Genomic DNA, 15,882 nt, shown 5'->3' with positions numbered 1-15,882 from the left:
TTTCTAAATTTGCCAAAAGAGATTTTGCTTCATTTACAGAAAACTGCCAAATTTTCAAGCTGGAGTTGGTATGAAAGAATATGACATCCTTGTCATTGGGGCCGGAGCCGGAACCAAACTCGTCACTCCTCCCTCACTTATTGGCAAACGCGTAGCTGTCTTCGAAAAAGAAAGTCCGGGGGGAACTTGCCTCAACCGAGGTTGCATTCCATCCAAAATGGTGATCTATCCATCGGAGCTTATCCGAATGGCAAAAGACACCGAAAAGTTTCCTGTGTTTTTCAAAGAAAGACCAGAAGCGGATGTGGAGAAAATTTTCTTGCGTGTGAATGAAACGGTAAAACAAGATTCCGATTCCATTCCCATCGCTTATGATAAAAATCCGAATATCGACTTCTACCCAAAACAAGTTCGGTTTGTAAGTGAACGTGTTCTATCCGACGGAACAGAAACTTACACCGCCAAACATATATTTGTTGTGACTGGAACAAGACCCCATATTCCAGAAATTCCTGGACTAAAAACCACTCCCTTTTGGACTTCAAGAGAAGCCCTCTCACCAGATAAATTTCCAAAATCAATGATCATCATCGGAGGCGGTTTTATCTCTTTGGAACTCGGAGCCGCATACCAGGCTTATGGATGTCAAGTTACAGGACTTACCCGAACAGAAATTTTGCGAACTGCCGATGGAGATATCAAAAAAGAGCTAAGTAACCACCTCCCTTTCCCCATCGAATCTCACTACCAAATTGAAAAGGTAGAATTCGAAAACGGAGAGTTTCGCGTTACAGGAAAAACAAAAGAAGGAAAGAGCACAATCCATACCGCCGAACGTTTGCTTGTGGCAACGGGAATTCGTCCCAATACAGATGACTTAGGTTTGGAAAATACTAAGATCAAAACAAATGATGCCGGATACATCCTTGTAAACGATCACCTAGAAACCACGGAGCCTGGGATTTATGCATTTGGAGATGTGATTGGAAGGTATTTTTTTAGACACAGCGCCAACTTCGAAGGGGAATATCTATTCGAACATTTGTATGGTCCTAAGTCTAGTGCTCCCATCCAGTATCCACCCATGCCGGAAGCAGTCTTTACCCATCCCCAAATTGCCAGTGTGGGGTTTAACGAAGAAGAGCTCATCCAAAAACAAATTCCTTATTACAAAGGGGTCAATCCCTATTCCTCTAGTGCTACGGGTATGGCAAGAATGTCAGACTCTGGATTTGTGAAAGTTCTTGTTTCTGAAGAAACTGAAGAGGTGTTAGGTGCTCATATCATTGGTGAGGAAGCCGCCAACCTCCTCCACCAGATAGTGCTCGGAATGTATTTAAAGGCAAAACTAGATCAGTATTTAGGAATGATCTACATCCATCCCGCCATTTCGGAAATTACAAGAAATGCATTTCGTAAAGTCCGAGACGAAAAACAAAAAAGGATAAAAAAATGAAAAAGTTTTTATTCAATCGGTATGATAAAGATACCTTACTAAAAAAAGTATCCACCGATCCAAGGGAAAGAAGAGTGATCTCGTTTTACCGGTATGTAAAAATAGAAGATCCTGTTGCCTTTCGAGATAAACTCTATGATGTTTTTGAGGACCTGGGAATCCTTGGGCGAATCTATCTGGCAAAAGAAGGGATCAATGCTCAATTTTCCATTCCTGTCGAAAACTACGAAAAACTCAGAGCGACCGTTGACTCCATCGAAGAACTTACAAAAATTTACTTTAATGATGCAGTAGAAGACAAAAAGGAAAGTTTTATCAAACTCGCCATCAAGGTTCGCAAAAAAATTGTGGCTGATGGTTTAGACGATTCAAAGTTTGATCCTTCCGATGTCGGAACCCACCTAACACCTTTGGAATTCCACGCAGCTCTTGCAGAACCTGGAGTGGTGGTTGTGGACCTTCGGAATAACTATGAATCAGAAGTAGGACACTTTGAAAATGCCATCCTTCCTGACGTGGGAACGTTCCGAGAAGAGTTACCACTTGTTGAAGGTCTTTTAAGTGATGATAAAGATAAAAAAATCCTACTCTACTGCACTGGTGGAATTCGCTGTGAAAAAGCAAGTGCCTACTTAAAATACAAAGGTTATTCCAAAGTGCACCAACTCCAGGGAGGAATCATCAATTATGCAAAAGCAGTCCAAGACGCCGGTATCCCATCTAAATTCAAAGGGAAAAACTTTGTTTTTGATGATCGGCTCGGGGAAAGGATTACGGAAGATGTTCTAACCGTTTGTTATATCTGCGGAAAACCTAGCGACCGTCATACCAATTGCGCTAATCTCGGCTGCCACGTTCTCCTTGTTCAATGTGAGGATTGTGCAAAAGATCTCCTAAATTGTTGCTCCGAAGAATGTAAAAACATAGTCTTATTACCAGAAGAGGAACAAAAACTCTTAAGAAAAGAAAACAGGGTAAACAAAAAATACCCAACACACCACCTAACAAGAAAACTAGTAGGAAAATAAATGCAAGAATATGCAATCGAATTGGAGGGTTTGGAAAAAACCTATCCGAATGGAGTGAAGGCTCTTCGTTCCATTGATTTAAAAGTAGAATCCGGAGATTTTTTTGCTCTCCTCGGTCCAAACGGTGCCGGAAAATCGACCACCATCGGAATCTTAAGTTCCCTCATCAATAAAACAGGCGGAAAAGCAAAAATCTTTGGAGTGGATATTGATACCAATCCCGATCTTGCAAAAACCTATTTGGGAATTGTTCCCCAAGAATTCAATTTTGGAATCTTTGAAGCTGTAGAACAAATTCTCATCAACCAAGCTGGATTCTATGGGATGCCTTACAAGGAAGCCAAAGACAAAGTGGAATACTACTTAGAAAAACTATCCCTTATCGACAAACGGAAGTCAGCTGCCGGTCAACTCAGTGGGGGAATGAAACGTAGGCTTATGATTGCAAGAGCTCTCGTTCACGATCCGAAACTTCTCATTTTGGATGAGCCGACAGCCGGTGTAGACATTGAAATCAGAAGATCCATGTGGGAATTTTTAAAAGAACTCAACCATGCAGGAAAGACCATCATCCTTACTACCCATTACTTAGAAGAAGCAGAATCACTCTGTAAGAATATAGCCATCATCGACAAAGGGGAAATTGTAGAAAACACCTCGATGAAAAAACTATTACATCGTCTGGATAAAGAAACCTTAATCATCGATTTAAAAAAGTCCTTCAAAACAAAGCCAATATCCAAAAAATTTCATTGGGAATGGTTGGATGATCATACATTAGAGGTTCAGTTAGATAAAAAAGGATCAGTGAACCAACTCTTTACTGAACTTACTAAACTGAATTTGGAAGTACTCAGTCTACGAAACAAATCCAATCGATTAGAAGAACTTTTTTTGTCTCTTACAGGAAAAAACTAAATATGTGGAAACGTAATTTTACTGCCTTACAAACCATTGTTAGAAGAGAATGGATCCGTATCATCCGCATTTGGGTCCAAACTTTAATCCCCCCAGTCATCACGATGGCTTTGTATTTTTTAATCTTCGGTGAACTTGTGGGACGCCAAATCGGTAAAGTAGGAGAATTCACTTATATTGAATTCATTGTTCCGGGTCTCATTATGATGAGTGTCATCACTAATTCCTACAACAATGTGGTATCTTCTTTTTTCTCAAGTAAGTTCCAAAGAAATATTGAAGAGTTACTCGTATCTCCCACTTCTCCCTATACCATTGTGATTGGTTATACGTTTGGTGGAGTGGTTCGAGGACTTTTTGTAGGAGCACTTGTCACTCTCACTTCTCTATTTTTTACCAATCTAAGATTTCATAATCCTTTGGTGATTGTCTTTACAGTCATCATGACATCGATTCTGTTTTCCCTCGGTGGTTTTTTTAATGCTCTCTTCGCAAAAAAATTTGATGATGTCACCATCATCCCCACCTTTATCCTTACACCCCTAACTTATCTTGGCGGTGTGTTTTATTCCGTAAAAAACCTTCCTGTGTTTTGGCAGACAGTTTCCTATTGTAATCCCATCCTTTATATGGTAAACTTGTTTCGTTATGGTTTTATTGGAGTCACCGATGTGAATTTGTATTTCTCCTTTGGATTTATTATTTTACTTTCGGCTCTTCTTTTTTTTATCAATGTGAGGTTAATGAAAATTGGATATGGAATCAGAAACTAAAGAATCAACAAGACTAACACGGATGGAAACCATCCTGAGGAATCAGTTTGCACCAGAGGCCCTAACCCTTACCGATGTCTCGCTGGAACATGCGGGGCATCCAGGAATGACAAAAGGTTCTAAGGAAACCCACTTCCGCTTGCAAATGGTGTCTTCCCAATTTGCAGGTAAGTCCACTGTAGAAAACCACCGAGCAGTCTATTCTGAACTCGCCCCGGAATTCAAAAAAGGCCTCCATGCATTGGAAATGGACCTTTCTGCCCCATAACCCCGTCTAATCTATATGACCAAACCCGTACTTGTCAGTTTTAAACTTTGTCCTTTTGTCCAACGGTCCGTAATCAATCTATTGGAAAAAAAAGTAGATTACGATATCAAATACATTGACCTCGCGAAAAAACCGGATTGGTTTTTAAAGATTTCTCCTTTTGGAAAGGTTCCCGTCTTACAGATAGGAGACGATGTGATTTTTGAATCGGCTGTCATCAATGAATACCTGGATGAAACCAATGCACCAGCTCTTCACCCTAAAGACCCTATCCAAAGAGCCAAACATCGTTCCTGGACCGAATTTGCCAGCGCCCTCCTCGTCGACCAATACGGATGGACGATGGCCAAAGAAAAATCAGACGCTGATAAAAAGAGAGAGGAGATCCTTTCCAAGTTTAAAATTTTAGAAGCAGGCCTTCCCTCCCCTTCTGGAAGTAATCTCTTCTTTGCCGGATCCCAAATGCATTTAGTGGATACCGCATTTGCCCCTTTCTTTATGCGTTTACAATTTTTGGCAGAGCATAATCCAGAGTTCTATTTGCTTGGAGACTTTCCGAAGATCCAAAAATGGAGCGAAACTCTACTTTCACTGCCTTCGGTAAAGAATTCTGTTTTACCAGAAGTGCCTAAAGAATATCTTGAATTTATCAAAGCCCACCATTCCTGGATGGGAGGAATACTATAGGATGACAATCCCGGAAATCCAAAAGAAAATTGAAGATGGCCTTCCCGGTAGCAAAGTGGAAATTTTAGATCCTTACAGGGATGGAGTCCATATCAAAGCAGTGGTAACCTTTTCTGGTTTTGCTGGCAAAGGTCTGATTGAACAACACCGTATGGTCTATGCCACTTTAAAAGATGAATTAAAAGAAGAAATCCATGCCTTGGCATTGGAAACTAGGAGCGAATAACCATGGAACAAGAGTTAAAGGATAAAATTGAATCCTTAATCAAATCGGAAAACGTATTTCTATTTATGAAAGGAACCCCGGATATGCCGCAATGCGGATTCTCTGCAGGTGTTGTTACCACACTCAAACAACTAGGAATTCCTTTCGGTTCGTTTAATGTTCTTTCAGATATGAAAATCAGAGAAGGAATCAAAGAATATACCAACTGGCCAACCATTCCCCAACTCTATGTTAAGGGTGAATTTGTAGGTGGACACGACATCACCATCCAAATGGCCCAGTCGGGTGAACTAACAAAAAAAGCTGGTTAATTTCCATGATTCGCCTCTACCAGTATGACACTTGCCCTTACTGCCAACGAGTGATTCGAACGATTGAATCCCTGGGCCTAGTTTTGGGTAAGGACGTCGAATACGTAGAGGCTTCTTACGGGACTCCTGGTCGAGCCGAAGTGGTGAAACTTGGAGGTCAATCCCAAGTCCCCTTCCTTGTAGATGGGACAGTGCAGATGTATGAATCTGCCGACATCATTTCTTACCTAAGATCCAAATATACTTAAGCCATCAATCAAAACCAAGTAAATCCAAAATCCGATCTCCCACAAACCTTGGTTTGCCGGAATACGGAAACTCATGGATGTACAATACTGGATTGAAATTAATTTCTAAAATGGCATAGGTTTTTGGATCTGGTTTGGAATCTATTTGGGATGAGATGATATCGATTCCACAAATTACGGCACCCGCAGCTTTTGCCGCAGAAACAGCTATGGATTTAAATTCTGGATGCACTAAATCCGTAACATCCAGGGAATCCCCCCCAGTGGATATATTGGAATTCTTGCGAAGGAAAATCTGTTTGCCTGAACCTGGAATTGAATCAAAATCCAAACCCTGGTCTTTGAGAATGGCTAGTTCCACTTCAGACTCTTGAATCTTTTCCAAAGCGGTTTTATGACCTTCGCCACGCCTTGGGTCTTCATTTTTCTTTAGAATCAATTCCCGGATGGAACTTTTTCCATCACCCACCACATTGGCAGGCACCCGATTGCAAACAGCAATCACTTCATCACCTAATACCAAAAAACGGTATTCTGGACCCTCGATAAATTCTTCAATGATGATGGAACTAGAAAGCCCTAAGGCTATTTGAACAAAGTTTATAAACTTTTCTTGAGAGTCACCCGGATTAGAAATTCCAATCCCTAGACCAAAGTTTGTAGTGACCGGTTTGATTACTTTCTTTCTGTCCAAAAAAAATTCATAATCTTTTAATGCACCTTCTAACGAAGAATAGTTCCTACCCACAGGAACACGGATCCCATTTTCATCTAACACCAATTTGGATGCGATTTTATTCTCCATCACAAGATAAGTCATAAGACTATCCAATCTGGTTTTACTTGCTTCTTTGACAAATTCAATATGACTGCCTTGTTTTAGTCGAAGAAAGTTTTCCTTTCTATCGACCATTTCCACTGCAATTCCCCGAGCCAATGCGTCCCGAATGATGATCTGTGTAGAGATTTCTAAATCTTCATAACCACTAGGTAAAAGTTTGGTATCTGCCACTCGTTCAAACTCCACTGCAAAGTTTTAAGGGTTTGATTTGAATCGGTTTTTGATTTTTCTTTAAATGGCTTCCCTCTAAAGTTTCGATCTTTTGTTGTTCGTAAATTGATTGGACACTTAAGTCCTCGAAGTATTTGATTTTATTAGGGGGAAGTGGATACTGCAACATTTCTTCTTTATGCGATTTGGCAAGAGTTAGACCAAACTCGCGAAAACTAGATTTATGAATTTCTAAATCCAACTCAGACATCTCCGAACCTAAATGGCTTGGGTCATCCCACTTTTCCCACTGGGCCTCCCAAGCCTTACTAAAAGGACCACTAGCATCATTTTCATCCAAAAGGTCGGCAATGGGTTGGATTTCTACAAACAGTTGGTAAACCAATTCGCGTAGAGTTAGATCCTCTCCCAAAAATTTGATTTTTGTATCTTCCTTTCTTCCAAACCAAGTAGTTACTTCTTGGTTCTTTCTCCAATCAGCCATCTCCACCAAATCAGCCTTAGCGGACTCATTCAACATACAATAGAGTAAAACCGTATGTAAAAAATAAAGACGGTTTTCTTCAACACCAATAGGAGAGAATGGATCTAAATCCAAAAGTCGGATTTCTAAATACTCTACACCTCGCTCCATAAGAGCATCCACTACTCTTTCGTCTCCTTTCGGAACTTGTTTGGGGCGGACAAGAGAATAATATTCGTTTTCCAATTGCAGGATATGATCATTCAACTGGTTCTTGGATTTACCATTGTACTGTTTGTAACCTGAATACGATTTCGAAACCACATGGCACATTCCGTAAGCATATTCTTCCAATGAATTGACAGAAATTGGGTATTTACCTTGTACTTTACTCGTATAACCTATATTAGACAAACGAAGGGTAGTTGCATAGGGTGCTTTTAGTGTTTTAGAATCGACCTTTCGTATTTGTTTACTTTCTTCAGTGAATGTAATGTCTGTTAAACTTGAGGATCCAAATAAATACAAAAGTGCCGGAGAAATTCTATAAAAATTGCGAATGGTATCAAAATAGATCTGAGATTTTGTAGCGGGAGTTAATGGTTTTTTAAATCTTTTTTCCGAGACGATAGACAAAAGACATGTATCAAAGGATATATTGTAATGAACACCTGAGATGGTTTGCATCTTCTTTCCATAACGATGCCCAAGACCATTGCGATAGATTGTTTTTTTTCGTCCTTCCGTAGAGGTTCCGTAGTTTCCCACTTCGATTTTATTTTCAGCAGGCAAAACCGGTGGCATACTAAAAGGCCAGAGATATTCCGAATCTAAGTTCTGTGCAGTGAATGCATGTAACTCGGTGAGTTCTTTTAAGGCATCCGGAATGGATTTGTGAATATTGGTAGCATACTCAATTTGAGCTTCGGCAAAGTCTGTTTTAATCAAGGGATGAGTAAGACTTGAACCCAAAGCCTTTGGATGGGGTTTTGCAGAAATTTGCGACTTCCCATCTACCCTCACACTTTCCCTTTCTAACCCATGTTTGGCGCTCAGTAAACAGGCTCTATATTCTTCTGATAATAAACTATTTGTTGAATTCTTTTTCGTCGACGTTAATAACTTTTTTTTCATGGTTTAAAAACCTAAAGGGACTCCTTCCCCTTTGGGATCAGACACGCCAATTAAGCGGTCTCCCTCTCTCGTAACGGCAAACACTTTAGCACGATGCCTAATATATTGGACTTGATAAAAGGGCAATTCCGACTGAGGATAACTGTCTTTTATTTCAGGATCCAAAAAAATCTGATCGGGCCTGAATTGGTGGTGGATCCGAGGATAAGATACACTTTCATAGAGGTCTCGCTTTTGGATCAAATACCGGTAGAGGGTATTAAAGATAGAAGTGGGAATCTGTGAACCACCGGGGGCTCCTATCACTATCTTTGTTTTTCCCGTGGAATCAAGAAGGATGCTAGGACTCATACTCGAAAGAGGAGTTTTACCAGGTTCAATCGAATTGGCCTTCGAACCCACAAGACCGTAAAGGTTTGGTACACCAGGGGCAACGGCAAAGTCGTCCATGGTATTGTTCAGTATAAGGCCTGTTCCTGGAACCATCTGGACGGCTCCAAAAATCCCATTGACTGATTGTGTTGTCGAAACGGCATTCCCATCTTTATCTAAAATGGAGATATGAGTGGTATTATAAGATTCAGGTTTCTTTGGTTCTTCTTGTGACGGAGGCCAACTTCCAGAAACAACTTTCCTTTCAATCTCATTTGTTTCCTCTTTAGCATAAGCTTGTGATAGAAGTTTGGAAACAGGAATGTTTGTGTATAATGGATCACCACCCAGTTCCGCACGGTCTCGGAAGGCAACCCGCATAGCTTCCGTAATACGAATGACTTCCCCCACATCCCCTTTCGGAAAAGTATCGCGATTTTGCATTTCTGAATACAAATGCATCATTGTCACAAGATGGACTCCGGAACTGGGCGGAGGCATGGAAAGAATGGTATGCCCCCAAACAGAACTTACCAAAGGATCACTTACCTTCACTTGGTAATTCTTAAAATCCTCTAGTGTGATAAATTCCTGATATTCGGAATAATAACGGGAAACCAGCTGGACCGTTTCCCCATCTGAAAATTCTTTTTCCGCATTCTCCATGATTCGTTCTAAAGTTTTGGCAAAATCTTCTTGGACGAGAAGTTCGCCTTCTCTGATGGCGCGGTTATCAATCCCAAATACTTTTTGCATGGCTGGATTCATCTGTTGCCAAGTTTTTGTTATGGCAAAAGCTAAATCTCCATAAACAGAAAATCCAACTCTCGCATAACGAAGGGCTGGTGCTAGGATGGAACTCAGTGGTAGTTTTCCATGTTGTTTCTGAATTTGTAAAATTCCTTGTACAGTTCCGGGAACTCCAGCACTGTAAGGCCCTTTAAGAGTTTTCTCCGGGATGACAGTGCCATCTTCTTTAAGGTAAAATGATGCGACTCCTTTTTTGGGAGAACGTTCTCGAAAGTCGTAAGCCCACTTACCCTTCGCTGGCAAATGCACTACAGCAAACCCGCCGCCAAAAAGACCCGTGGAATGGGGACGAAGGACAGAGATGGCAAAACTTGCCGCGGCAAAAACATCTACCACATTTCCCCCTTGTTTCCAAACCTCCATTCCTGCTTGGGAAGCCAGTGGATGGTCCGAGGCAATGATGATTTCTTTGCCAGAAAATTCATACCTGGTCCGTTTATCAGAAGCACCTTCAATTTGAGGGAGAGTGGCAAAAACTGTCGGTTTGGAGTTAAAGGAGTCTTTAAAAAAGGGAATCGACTCACAACTGTTAAAGAATAAAAGAAGAACCAACCAATAGCTAGTTCTGAAAATAAAATTCAATCGAAGATCCCCATTTGCATTTTGGCTTCTTCACTAGCCATCGCACGCGGTTCCCATTTCGGATTCCAAACTACATGGACTACGGCTTCACTGATTCCATCCACACGAAGGGCATGGTTTTCAATGTCTTGTTTCATTTGTGGGCCAGCAGGACAAGCGAGAGAAGTATAGGTCATGGTGATGTCCGCCTTCTCTCCTTCCACTTTGATGTCATAAATCAAACCCAATTCAATCAGCGAAATTCCAATCTCTGGATCTTCGACCATACGAACACTATGGAATACTTCCCATTCTTTCTCTGTTTCAGGATCACGAATCATATCATTTCCTCACTCAATTTTACTAAGGTTTGCCAGGGCAAAAGCCCACAACGATAACGACCAGGATGTGTTCGAAGGTTTCTAAAAAAGGATATCTCTTCTGGATCTTGAAACAAGCTAGAATCCACCCCATCCAAAAAAAATTTTCGCTCTTGCAAATAAGACGGAAAGTCCTTCCGTCGCAGAGCTGATTTATTCTTAAAAAGAAGTCCTGCTGCTGCAGAACAAATAGAACAAGACTCACCACCGAGCCCTAAAATTTGGATCGAATTGTCTTTTTCCAATTGGTAGTAGATAATAATTTCATCGCCGCAGAGTGGATTGAGTCCCTTTACCACCCGATGGTCAATCACAGGTTTTTCCCAGACTGCGAAGGACTTCCAACGCAGGAAATCTTCGATGTTACTTTCTTGCGACACGACCGAATATTGATTTTACTTTATCAATAGAATGAACTAGTGCATCGATATCTTCTTTTGTATTATAAAGATAAAAGGAAGCGCGACAAGTTCCTGGAATGGCCAATTGTTTCATCAGTGGTTGACAACAGTGGTGACCCACTCGAATGGCAACACCTTCCTCATCTAATATCGAACCAACATCATGAGGATGGATTCCATCCATAGTAAATGAAACCACACCACCCCTTTTGTCTAAATCCTCAGTACCATAAATTTGAAGTCCACCGATCCGATTCAACCTTTCCAATGCATATTCGGTTAACATCCGTTCATGTTCTTTGATATTCTTCATTCCTACTTTTTGTAAGTAATCCAAAGCATGGCTAAATCCAATCACTCCTGCGATGTTCGGAGTACCTGCTTCTAGTTTAGCAGGTAGGGCCGCATAAGTAGAACTTTCCAATTCTACAGATTCAATCATATCCCCACCTCCAAGCCAAGGAGGCATAGCTTCTAAAATTTCTTCCTTCCCAAAAAGAACTCCCACACCTGTGGGCCCAAGCATCTTATGGCCTGAAAATGCATAAAAATCTACATCCATATCCACCAAATGGATTGGCATGTGACAAGCTGCCTGTGCCCCATCGACCAAAATTTTAGCCCCCACCTGGCGGACACGGTCGATAATCTTTGTTAGGTCATGTATTGTTCCCGTCACATTGGACATTTGGCTGATCGCTACCAGTTTCGTTCGTTTGGTAATGATCTCGTTTAAGTTAGATAAATCGTAAGTGGTGTCCTCTTTGATAGGAATGAATTTTAAAAATGCTTTTTTCTCCTGAGCCAACATCTGCCAAGGGACTAAGTTGGAATGATGTTCCTGAACCGATAAAACAATCTCATCCCCTTCTCCAATATGCGTTCTACCCCAGGCCTGTGCCACAAGGTTTATGGAATCCGTTGTCCCGCGAGTGAAGATAATCGCTTTAGCACATTGTGCCTGGAAAAAATGAGAAGTTTTGATTCTTGTGCGTTCAAAAAGTTCGGTTGCATGTTGGGAGAGATAATACACTCCTCTATGAATATTTGCATTGTCGTTCGCATAATAGTTGCTAGTGGCATCGATCACAGATTTTGGTTTCTGTGAGGATGCTCCATTGTCTAAGTATACAAGCGGTTTCCCATTGGGTAAAATGCGAGATAGTATCGGAAAGTCTTTTCGTATTTGGTAAGGATCTAAATTCATACCGCCTCCAAATCGATTTCCAAGTCATCACCCACCACACGAACAGGAAAAATCACAAGAGGTTCTGTTGCCGGAAGGGCCAAAACTTCCCCACTGCGAACATCAAATTTTGCAAAATGTCTTGGGCAAGTGATGACACAACCTTCTAACTTCCCACAAGAGATTTCTTCTCCATCATGGGTACAAGAATCTTCAAAGGCGTAGTATTTTCCTTCTACTTGGGTCACAACCACATTGAAATGCCGGGTTTTGACAACAACCAAACTGCCTTCGCCTACTTCAGAAACGGAGATCAACTTTTTAAAGGCCATTATTTGCCTCCTACGAGAATCTCTTTGATTTGAGATTCTAAAGACAATTTCACTTCTTCCGAAAAACCAATCGAATGGATGGTCTCTCCATAAAAAGCAGTCACAAGTAAGGACTTGGACTCTGCAGGTGTTAGACCGCGAGAGAGAAGATAAAAATACTGTTCTTCATCAATGTCCCCCACAGTAGCTCCGTGAGTACAAGATACATCTTCGGCAAGAACTTCCAATTTTGGATTTGCTTCTGCCCTTGCTTTTTTATTTAAAGAAAGGTTAAAAGACTCTTGGTGGGCTGTCACCTTTTTCAAGTTTGGTGGAATAATCAAATTTCCAGTGAAAATATGGTGGGATTTGTCAGTAACGATGGCTTTGTAACTGATTTTACTTGTAGTATGATCAGCATGATGGTACATCTCCATCTCTAAATCTTTTAAGTTCCTTCCCCCCAGGGCAGAAACTCCATCTACAATCACTTCTGCACCTTTCCCAAGTAAGTGCGCATGTAAAAACAATTTAGATCGAAATCCACCAATAGGAAAGTGGTGGAATTTAACTTGGGAATCGGCATGAGAAAGAATGGCTACACTACGAAACCTATACAAATCAAAATCACTAGATTCTCTATCTAAAACTTCTAAAAAAGAAGCTTCTTCTGTAATATAAAAGTCCAAAGAGGAAGAGAGATGGAGGGCATCTGTTTCGTGAATGTGTTCCAATTGATTCTGAATTTTCGCGGTTTTTCCCGACTTCAAATAGAAAATCCGAACAGAAAACTTAGGCTCATCACCCAACTCCTGAAAAACAAACTCACTTTCCCCTTCTTCCAAAAAAATGAGTTCATAACTTGGTGCCACAACCAAACTTAAATAAGCAAAATAGTCTTTTGGGATATATTTTAAAATATCAGAAAGAATTCCATCAACCGTCTCATCAACTAACGAAGGTTCGCTTGCTGACTCGTCAGTAATCTTAGTAGAAATTTCTTTGGGATCAAATTTTAATTCCTTCCAGTCTACGGAAGCCAAAGGAAATTTTCTCCAGGACTCGTTGGAATCTGTCGGAATTTCTAACTTACTCCAAATTTCTAAAATGGTTTTTCGAAATTCTTTTGTTCGTTCTTTGGAGAGAACCAATCGATTTCTCGTGAGTGAGGAATTCATTTGACTCCTTCTCTCTCCAAAATCCAGTCGTAACCCACTTCTTCTAATTTTAAGGAAAGATCTTTGCCACCAGTTTCTAGAATTCGACCATCAGCAAACACGTGTACAAAATCAGGCACAATATAGTTCAACATACGTTGGTAGTGAGTGATTAGTAAAATAGAACGTTCAGGATTTCTGTTGGAATTAATTCCTTCCGATACAATTCTTAAAGCATCAATGTCGAGTCCTGAATCGGTTTCATCCAAAATAGAAAGAATGGGTTTAAGCAAACTCATTTGCAAAATTTCTGCACGTTTTTTTTCTCCGCCAGAAAATCCATCGTTCACATAACGACCGATAAATGATTGTGGAACTTCGAGAAGATCCATCGATTGTTTTAATTCTTGTTTGAATTCTTTGACGGGAACATCTTTTCCTCTATGGGCTTTGAGAATAGATCTTAAAAAATTTCCAATCGTAACCCCAGGAAGCGCCGTCGGGTATTGGAAGGATAAAAATAATCCGAGCCTTGCCCTTTCATCCGTGGATTTATTTAAAATGGACTCCCCCCGAAAGAGGATGTCTCCAGAAGTAATCGTGTATTTCGGATGACCGAGAATGACATTGGAAAGAGTACTCTTTCCGGATCCGTTGGGTCCCATTATGGCGTGGACCTCGCCGGGCCCGATGGAGAGATTAACCCCTCGGAGGATCGTTTTGTCCCCTACATTGGCGTGTAGAGATTTAATTTCGAGAATAGCGGACAAGGTGGTATCCTGTTTTGTATATATTTAGAATGATTCTATATTTTAGACGAATCCCTTCTACCAGGAAAAAGCACCACTCAAAAAAAACAAGATTCTATTCCGACCAACCTACCTGAGCAATTAGGATCTTTCCATCCATCAGGGAGAAGGTAAAAATCACATATTGGTTTTGGTTCGAAATGTCGTATAAAGGATAGGTCACTCCCCATTTCTTTCGAAACCGTTCCGATTCCTCTTTGTGTTTCAAAAAATAAGGTTTCCAAGCATAATTGTTTCCAATTTGGCGAGATCGTTCCAAATACCCGCCATTCATACGATCCAAATCGTACGTGGGAGTGATTTGATAACCTTCCTCATCACAAACAAAGACTTTTAGGATTTCTCTTGGCAAAGACCCCAGGATTTGTCCAAACCGGTAAGAAAAATCATCCGCTTTGGTATCTGAAAGTTCATAAAAAAGGTCTTGGAGTTGGTCAATGATCCTTTGTTCCCGCATTCCTTTTTCCCGAAGTTCCCGGGAACGAACATTGGAAAAGTTTTCTAAAACCGTTTTCATTTTATCAGAGAAAGTATTGCGGTTGAGAAAATGAGGATTCGGGGTTGAGAAATAGTACCCTTGCAAAAGGTTCGCTCCCATAGAAAGCGCAAGGTTCATCTCTTCTTCGGTTTCAATTCCTTCAAAGAGGAGTTGGCTTCCTAGTTTTTGAGACATTTCCGAAATGGCACCTAGGACTTGTTTGAAAGAATTTTTATTCAAACTTTCTCTCATAATGCGAATGTCGACCTTCATGATATCGGGGTGGAGATACCCAATCCTTTCTAAATTGGAAAAACCAGTTCCCAAATCATCGATAGCAATTTTAAGTCCATAATCCCTAAAAATCTGCACAATTTGGATGAGGCGGTCAATCGAACCGTCAAATTCATCTTCGGTGATTTCGATAACCACCTGGTTGCGATCAATTCCATACTTTTCGATGAGTTGGATGATATGAAAGTTTTCTGCAAATAAATCCGTATGATGGACCCGGGATAAGAAGTTCGGCATCATATTGAAAAAGAGTTTCGTACGCAGCGAACTCTCTTTTAAGGTCTGGACTGCCTTTTCCCTAAGGATGCGGTCGATATTGTAGACAGGAACCGGATCCTGGTCCCGATTGTGGAAAAGTTCGCCTAAAGAGTGGTAGGTATTTTTCTCAGGATTGTACTGCCGTCCGAGTACTTCATAAGCAGAAATGGAGCGATTGATCGCATTGACGATGGGTTGGAAATGAGGGACAAAGTATGTCTCGTTCCAAAACTGGTTTCCTTCCGTTGATTCCGTTGTGAACATGGTTCCCTTTCGTCCAGGCTAGAACCAAGTTCAAAACTGACAAGTCAAAATCCCTAAATTTGAGACAATCTCAAGGA

19 protein-coding genes are annotated in these 15,882 nt (G+C 40.8%); 9 read left to right on the top strand and 10 right to left on the bottom strand.

The window, feature by feature from the left end; genetic code table 11:
* Nucleotides 1-70 precede the first annotated feature (70 nt).
* The 9 genes from LEP1GSC195_RS03155 to LEP1GSC195_RS03115 are packed head-to-tail and all read left to right on the top strand — an operon-like array spanning nucleotide 71 to nucleotide 5,915.
* Nucleotides 71-1,456, top strand: a complete 1,386-nt coding sequence (locus LEP1GSC195_RS03155; RefSeq protein WP_015679877.1) for a dihydrolipoyl dehydrogenase — start codon at nucleotides 71-73, stop codon at nucleotides 1,454-1,456.
* Nucleotides 1,453-2,484: an oxygen-dependent tRNA uridine(34) hydroxylase TrhO gene (trhO, locus tag LEP1GSC195_RS03150; protein WP_015680060.1), complete on the top strand. Its 1,032-nt coding sequence runs from the start codon at nucleotides 1,453-1,455 to the stop codon at nucleotides 2,482-2,484. The genes LEP1GSC195_RS03155 and trhO overlap by 4 nt, the downstream gene beginning before the upstream one ends.
* Entirely contained in the window at nucleotides 2,485-3,402 is a 918-nt protein-coding gene (locus LEP1GSC195_RS03145; RefSeq protein ID WP_015680172.1) for an ABC transporter ATP-binding protein, read from the top strand.
* A gap of 2 nt (nucleotides 3,403-3,404) precedes the next feature.
* Entirely contained in the window at nucleotides 3,405-4,175 is a 771-nt protein-coding gene (locus LEP1GSC195_RS03140) for an ABC transporter permease (RefSeq protein ID WP_015679848.1), read from the top strand.
* Complete coding sequence (locus LEP1GSC195_RS03135; protein WP_051122344.1) at nucleotides 4,159-4,443, top strand: BolA family protein; 285 nt, start codon at nucleotides 4,159-4,161, stop codon at nucleotides 4,441-4,443. The genes LEP1GSC195_RS03140 and LEP1GSC195_RS03135 overlap by 17 nt, the downstream gene beginning before the upstream one ends.
* Nucleotides 4,444-4,458: 15 nt before the next feature.
* The gene (locus tag LEP1GSC195_RS03130) at nucleotides 4,459-5,130 is read left to right on the top strand and encodes a glutathione S-transferase family protein (protein WP_015679915.1); all 672 of its coding nucleotides are present in this window, start codon (nucleotides 4,459-4,461) and stop codon (nucleotides 5,128-5,130) included.
* Between the two features lies 1 nt (nucleotide 5,131).
* Nucleotides 5,132-5,356, top strand: coding sequence for a BolA/IbaG family iron-sulfur metabolism protein (locus tag LEP1GSC195_RS03125; protein WP_015679816.1), 225 nt, complete (start codon nucleotides 5,132-5,134; stop codon nucleotides 5,354-5,356).
* 2 nt (nucleotides 5,357-5,358) lie between these two features.
* A complete protein-coding gene (grxD, locus tag LEP1GSC195_RS03120; protein WP_015680058.1) occupies nucleotides 5,359-5,667 on the top strand; it encodes a Grx4 family monothiol glutaredoxin in 309 nt (102 codons plus the stop codon).
* A 5-nt stretch (nucleotides 5,668-5,672) separates the two neighbouring features.
* Nucleotides 5,673-5,915, top strand: a complete 243-nt coding sequence (locus LEP1GSC195_RS03115; protein WP_015679953.1) for a glutathione S-transferase N-terminal domain-containing protein — start codon at nucleotides 5,673-5,675, stop codon at nucleotides 5,913-5,915.
* 4 nt (nucleotides 5,916-5,919) lie between these two features.
* Here the strand turns inward: LEP1GSC195_RS03115 and gshAB are convergent, their stop codons facing one another.
* The 10 genes from gshAB to LEP1GSC195_RS03065 form a co-directional block, all read right to left on the bottom strand.
* Nucleotides 5,920-6,942, bottom strand: coding sequence for a bifunctional glutamate--cysteine ligase GshA/glutathione synthetase GshB (gene gshAB, locus LEP1GSC195_RS03110; RefSeq protein ID WP_408605915.1), 1,023 nt, complete (start codon nucleotides 6,940-6,942; stop codon nucleotides 5,920-5,922).
* Entirely contained in the window at nucleotides 6,932-8,524 is a 1,593-nt protein-coding gene (gene gshA, locus LEP1GSC195_RS03105) for a glutamate--cysteine ligase (RefSeq protein WP_015680117.1), read from the bottom strand. Before gshA ends, gshAB begins: the two co-directional genes overlap by 11 nt.
* Before the next feature lie 3 nt (nucleotides 8,525-8,527).
* A complete protein-coding gene (ggt, locus tag LEP1GSC195_RS03100) occupies nucleotides 8,528-10,288 on the bottom strand; it encodes a gamma-glutamyltransferase (protein WP_015680138.1) in 1,761 nt (586 codons plus the stop codon).
* On the bottom strand, nucleotides 10,285-10,608 hold the full coding sequence (locus LEP1GSC195_RS03095; protein ID WP_015679894.1) for a metal-sulfur cluster assembly factor: 324 nt from the start codon (nucleotides 10,606-10,608) through the stop codon (nucleotides 10,285-10,287). Before LEP1GSC195_RS03095 ends, ggt begins: the two co-directional genes overlap by 4 nt.
* Nucleotides 10,605-11,027, bottom strand: coding sequence for an iron-sulfur cluster assembly scaffold protein (locus LEP1GSC195_RS03090; protein ID WP_040506242.1), 423 nt, complete (start codon nucleotides 11,025-11,027; stop codon nucleotides 10,605-10,607). Before LEP1GSC195_RS03090 ends, LEP1GSC195_RS03095 begins: the two co-directional genes overlap by 4 nt.
* Nucleotides 11,011-12,255 (bottom strand): cysteine desulfurase, encoded by a 1,245-nt coding sequence (locus tag LEP1GSC195_RS03085; protein WP_015680071.1) that lies wholly within the window; start codon nucleotides 12,253-12,255, stop codon nucleotides 11,011-11,013. The genes LEP1GSC195_RS03090 and LEP1GSC195_RS03085 overlap by 17 nt, the downstream gene beginning before the upstream one ends.
* Nucleotides 12,252-12,566, bottom strand: coding sequence for a Rieske (2Fe-2S) protein (locus tag LEP1GSC195_RS03080; RefSeq protein WP_015680174.1), 315 nt, complete (start codon nucleotides 12,564-12,566; stop codon nucleotides 12,252-12,254). Before LEP1GSC195_RS03080 ends, LEP1GSC195_RS03085 begins: the two co-directional genes overlap by 4 nt.
* Nucleotides 12,566-13,723, bottom strand: a complete 1,158-nt coding sequence (locus LEP1GSC195_RS03075; protein WP_015679890.1) for a SufD family Fe-S cluster assembly protein — start codon at nucleotides 13,721-13,723, stop codon at nucleotides 12,566-12,568. Before LEP1GSC195_RS03075 ends, LEP1GSC195_RS03080 begins: the two co-directional genes overlap by 1 nt.
* On the bottom strand, nucleotides 13,720-14,472 hold the full coding sequence (gene sufC / locus LEP1GSC195_RS03070) for a Fe-S cluster assembly ATPase SufC (protein ID WP_040506241.1): 753 nt from the start codon (nucleotides 14,470-14,472) through the stop codon (nucleotides 13,720-13,722). The genes LEP1GSC195_RS03075 and sufC overlap by 4 nt, the downstream gene beginning before the upstream one ends.
* Before the next feature lie 94 nt (nucleotides 14,473-14,566).
* Complete coding sequence (locus LEP1GSC195_RS03065; RefSeq protein ID WP_015680002.1) at nucleotides 14,567-15,805, bottom strand: EAL domain-containing protein; 1,239 nt, start codon at nucleotides 15,803-15,805, stop codon at nucleotides 14,567-14,569.
* Nucleotides 15,806-15,882: the final 77 nt, after the last annotated feature.

The organism is Leptospira wolbachii serovar Codice str. CDC (assembly GCF_000332515.2).
Taxonomy (GTDB): Bacteria; Spirochaetota; Leptospiria; order Leptospirales; family Leptospiraceae; genus Leptospira_A; species Leptospira_A wolbachii.
This window is presented reverse-complemented; position numbering and strand designations above follow the sequence as displayed.

Coding starts and splice junctions, on each gene's coding strand:
- LEP1GSC195_RS03155 (WP_015679877.1), top strand. CDS start 71: ATGAAAGAATATGACATCCTTGTCATTGGGGCCGGAGCCGGAACCAAA.
- trhO (WP_015680060.1), top strand. CDS start 1,453: ATGAAAAAGTTTTTATTCAATCGGTATGATAAAGATACCTTACTAAAA.
- LEP1GSC195_RS03145 (WP_015680172.1), top strand. CDS start 2,485: ATGCAAGAATATGCAATCGAATTGGAGGGTTTGGAAAAAACCTATCCG.
- LEP1GSC195_RS03140 (WP_015679848.1), top strand. CDS start 3,405: ATGTGGAAACGTAATTTTACTGCCTTACAAACCATTGTTAGAAGAGAA.
- LEP1GSC195_RS03135 (WP_051122344.1), top strand. CDS start 4,159: ATGGAATCAGAAACTAAAGAATCAACAAGACTAACACGGATGGAAACC.
- LEP1GSC195_RS03130 (WP_015679915.1), top strand. CDS start 4,459: ATGACCAAACCCGTACTTGTCAGTTTTAAACTTTGTCCTTTTGTCCAA.
- LEP1GSC195_RS03125 (WP_015679816.1), top strand. CDS start 5,132: ATGACAATCCCGGAAATCCAAAAGAAAATTGAAGATGGCCTTCCCGGT.
- grxD (WP_015680058.1), top strand. CDS start 5,359: ATGGAACAAGAGTTAAAGGATAAAATTGAATCCTTAATCAAATCGGAA.
- LEP1GSC195_RS03115 (WP_015679953.1), top strand. CDS start 5,673: ATGATTCGCCTCTACCAGTATGACACTTGCCCTTACTGCCAACGAGTG.
- gshA (WP_015680117.1), bottom strand. CDS start 8,524: ATGAAAAAAAAGTTATTAACGTCGACGAAAAAGAATTCAACAAATAGT.
- LEP1GSC195_RS03095 (WP_015679894.1), bottom strand. CDS start 10,608: ATGATTCGTGATCCTGAAACAGAGAAAGAATGGGAAGTATTCCATAGT.
- LEP1GSC195_RS03085 (WP_015680071.1), bottom strand. CDS start 12,255: ATGAATTTAGATCCTTACCAAATACGAAAAGACTTTCCGATACTATCT.
- LEP1GSC195_RS03080 (WP_015680174.1), bottom strand. CDS start 12,566: ATGGCCTTTAAAAAGTTGATCTCCGTTTCTGAAGTAGGCGAAGGCAGT.
- LEP1GSC195_RS03075 (WP_015679890.1), bottom strand. CDS start 13,723: ATGAATTCCTCACTCACGAGAAATCGATTGGTTCTCTCCAAAGAACGA.
- LEP1GSC195_RS03065 (WP_015680002.1), bottom strand. CDS start 15,805: ATGTTCACAACGGAATCAACGGAAGGAAACCAGTTTTGGAACGAGACA.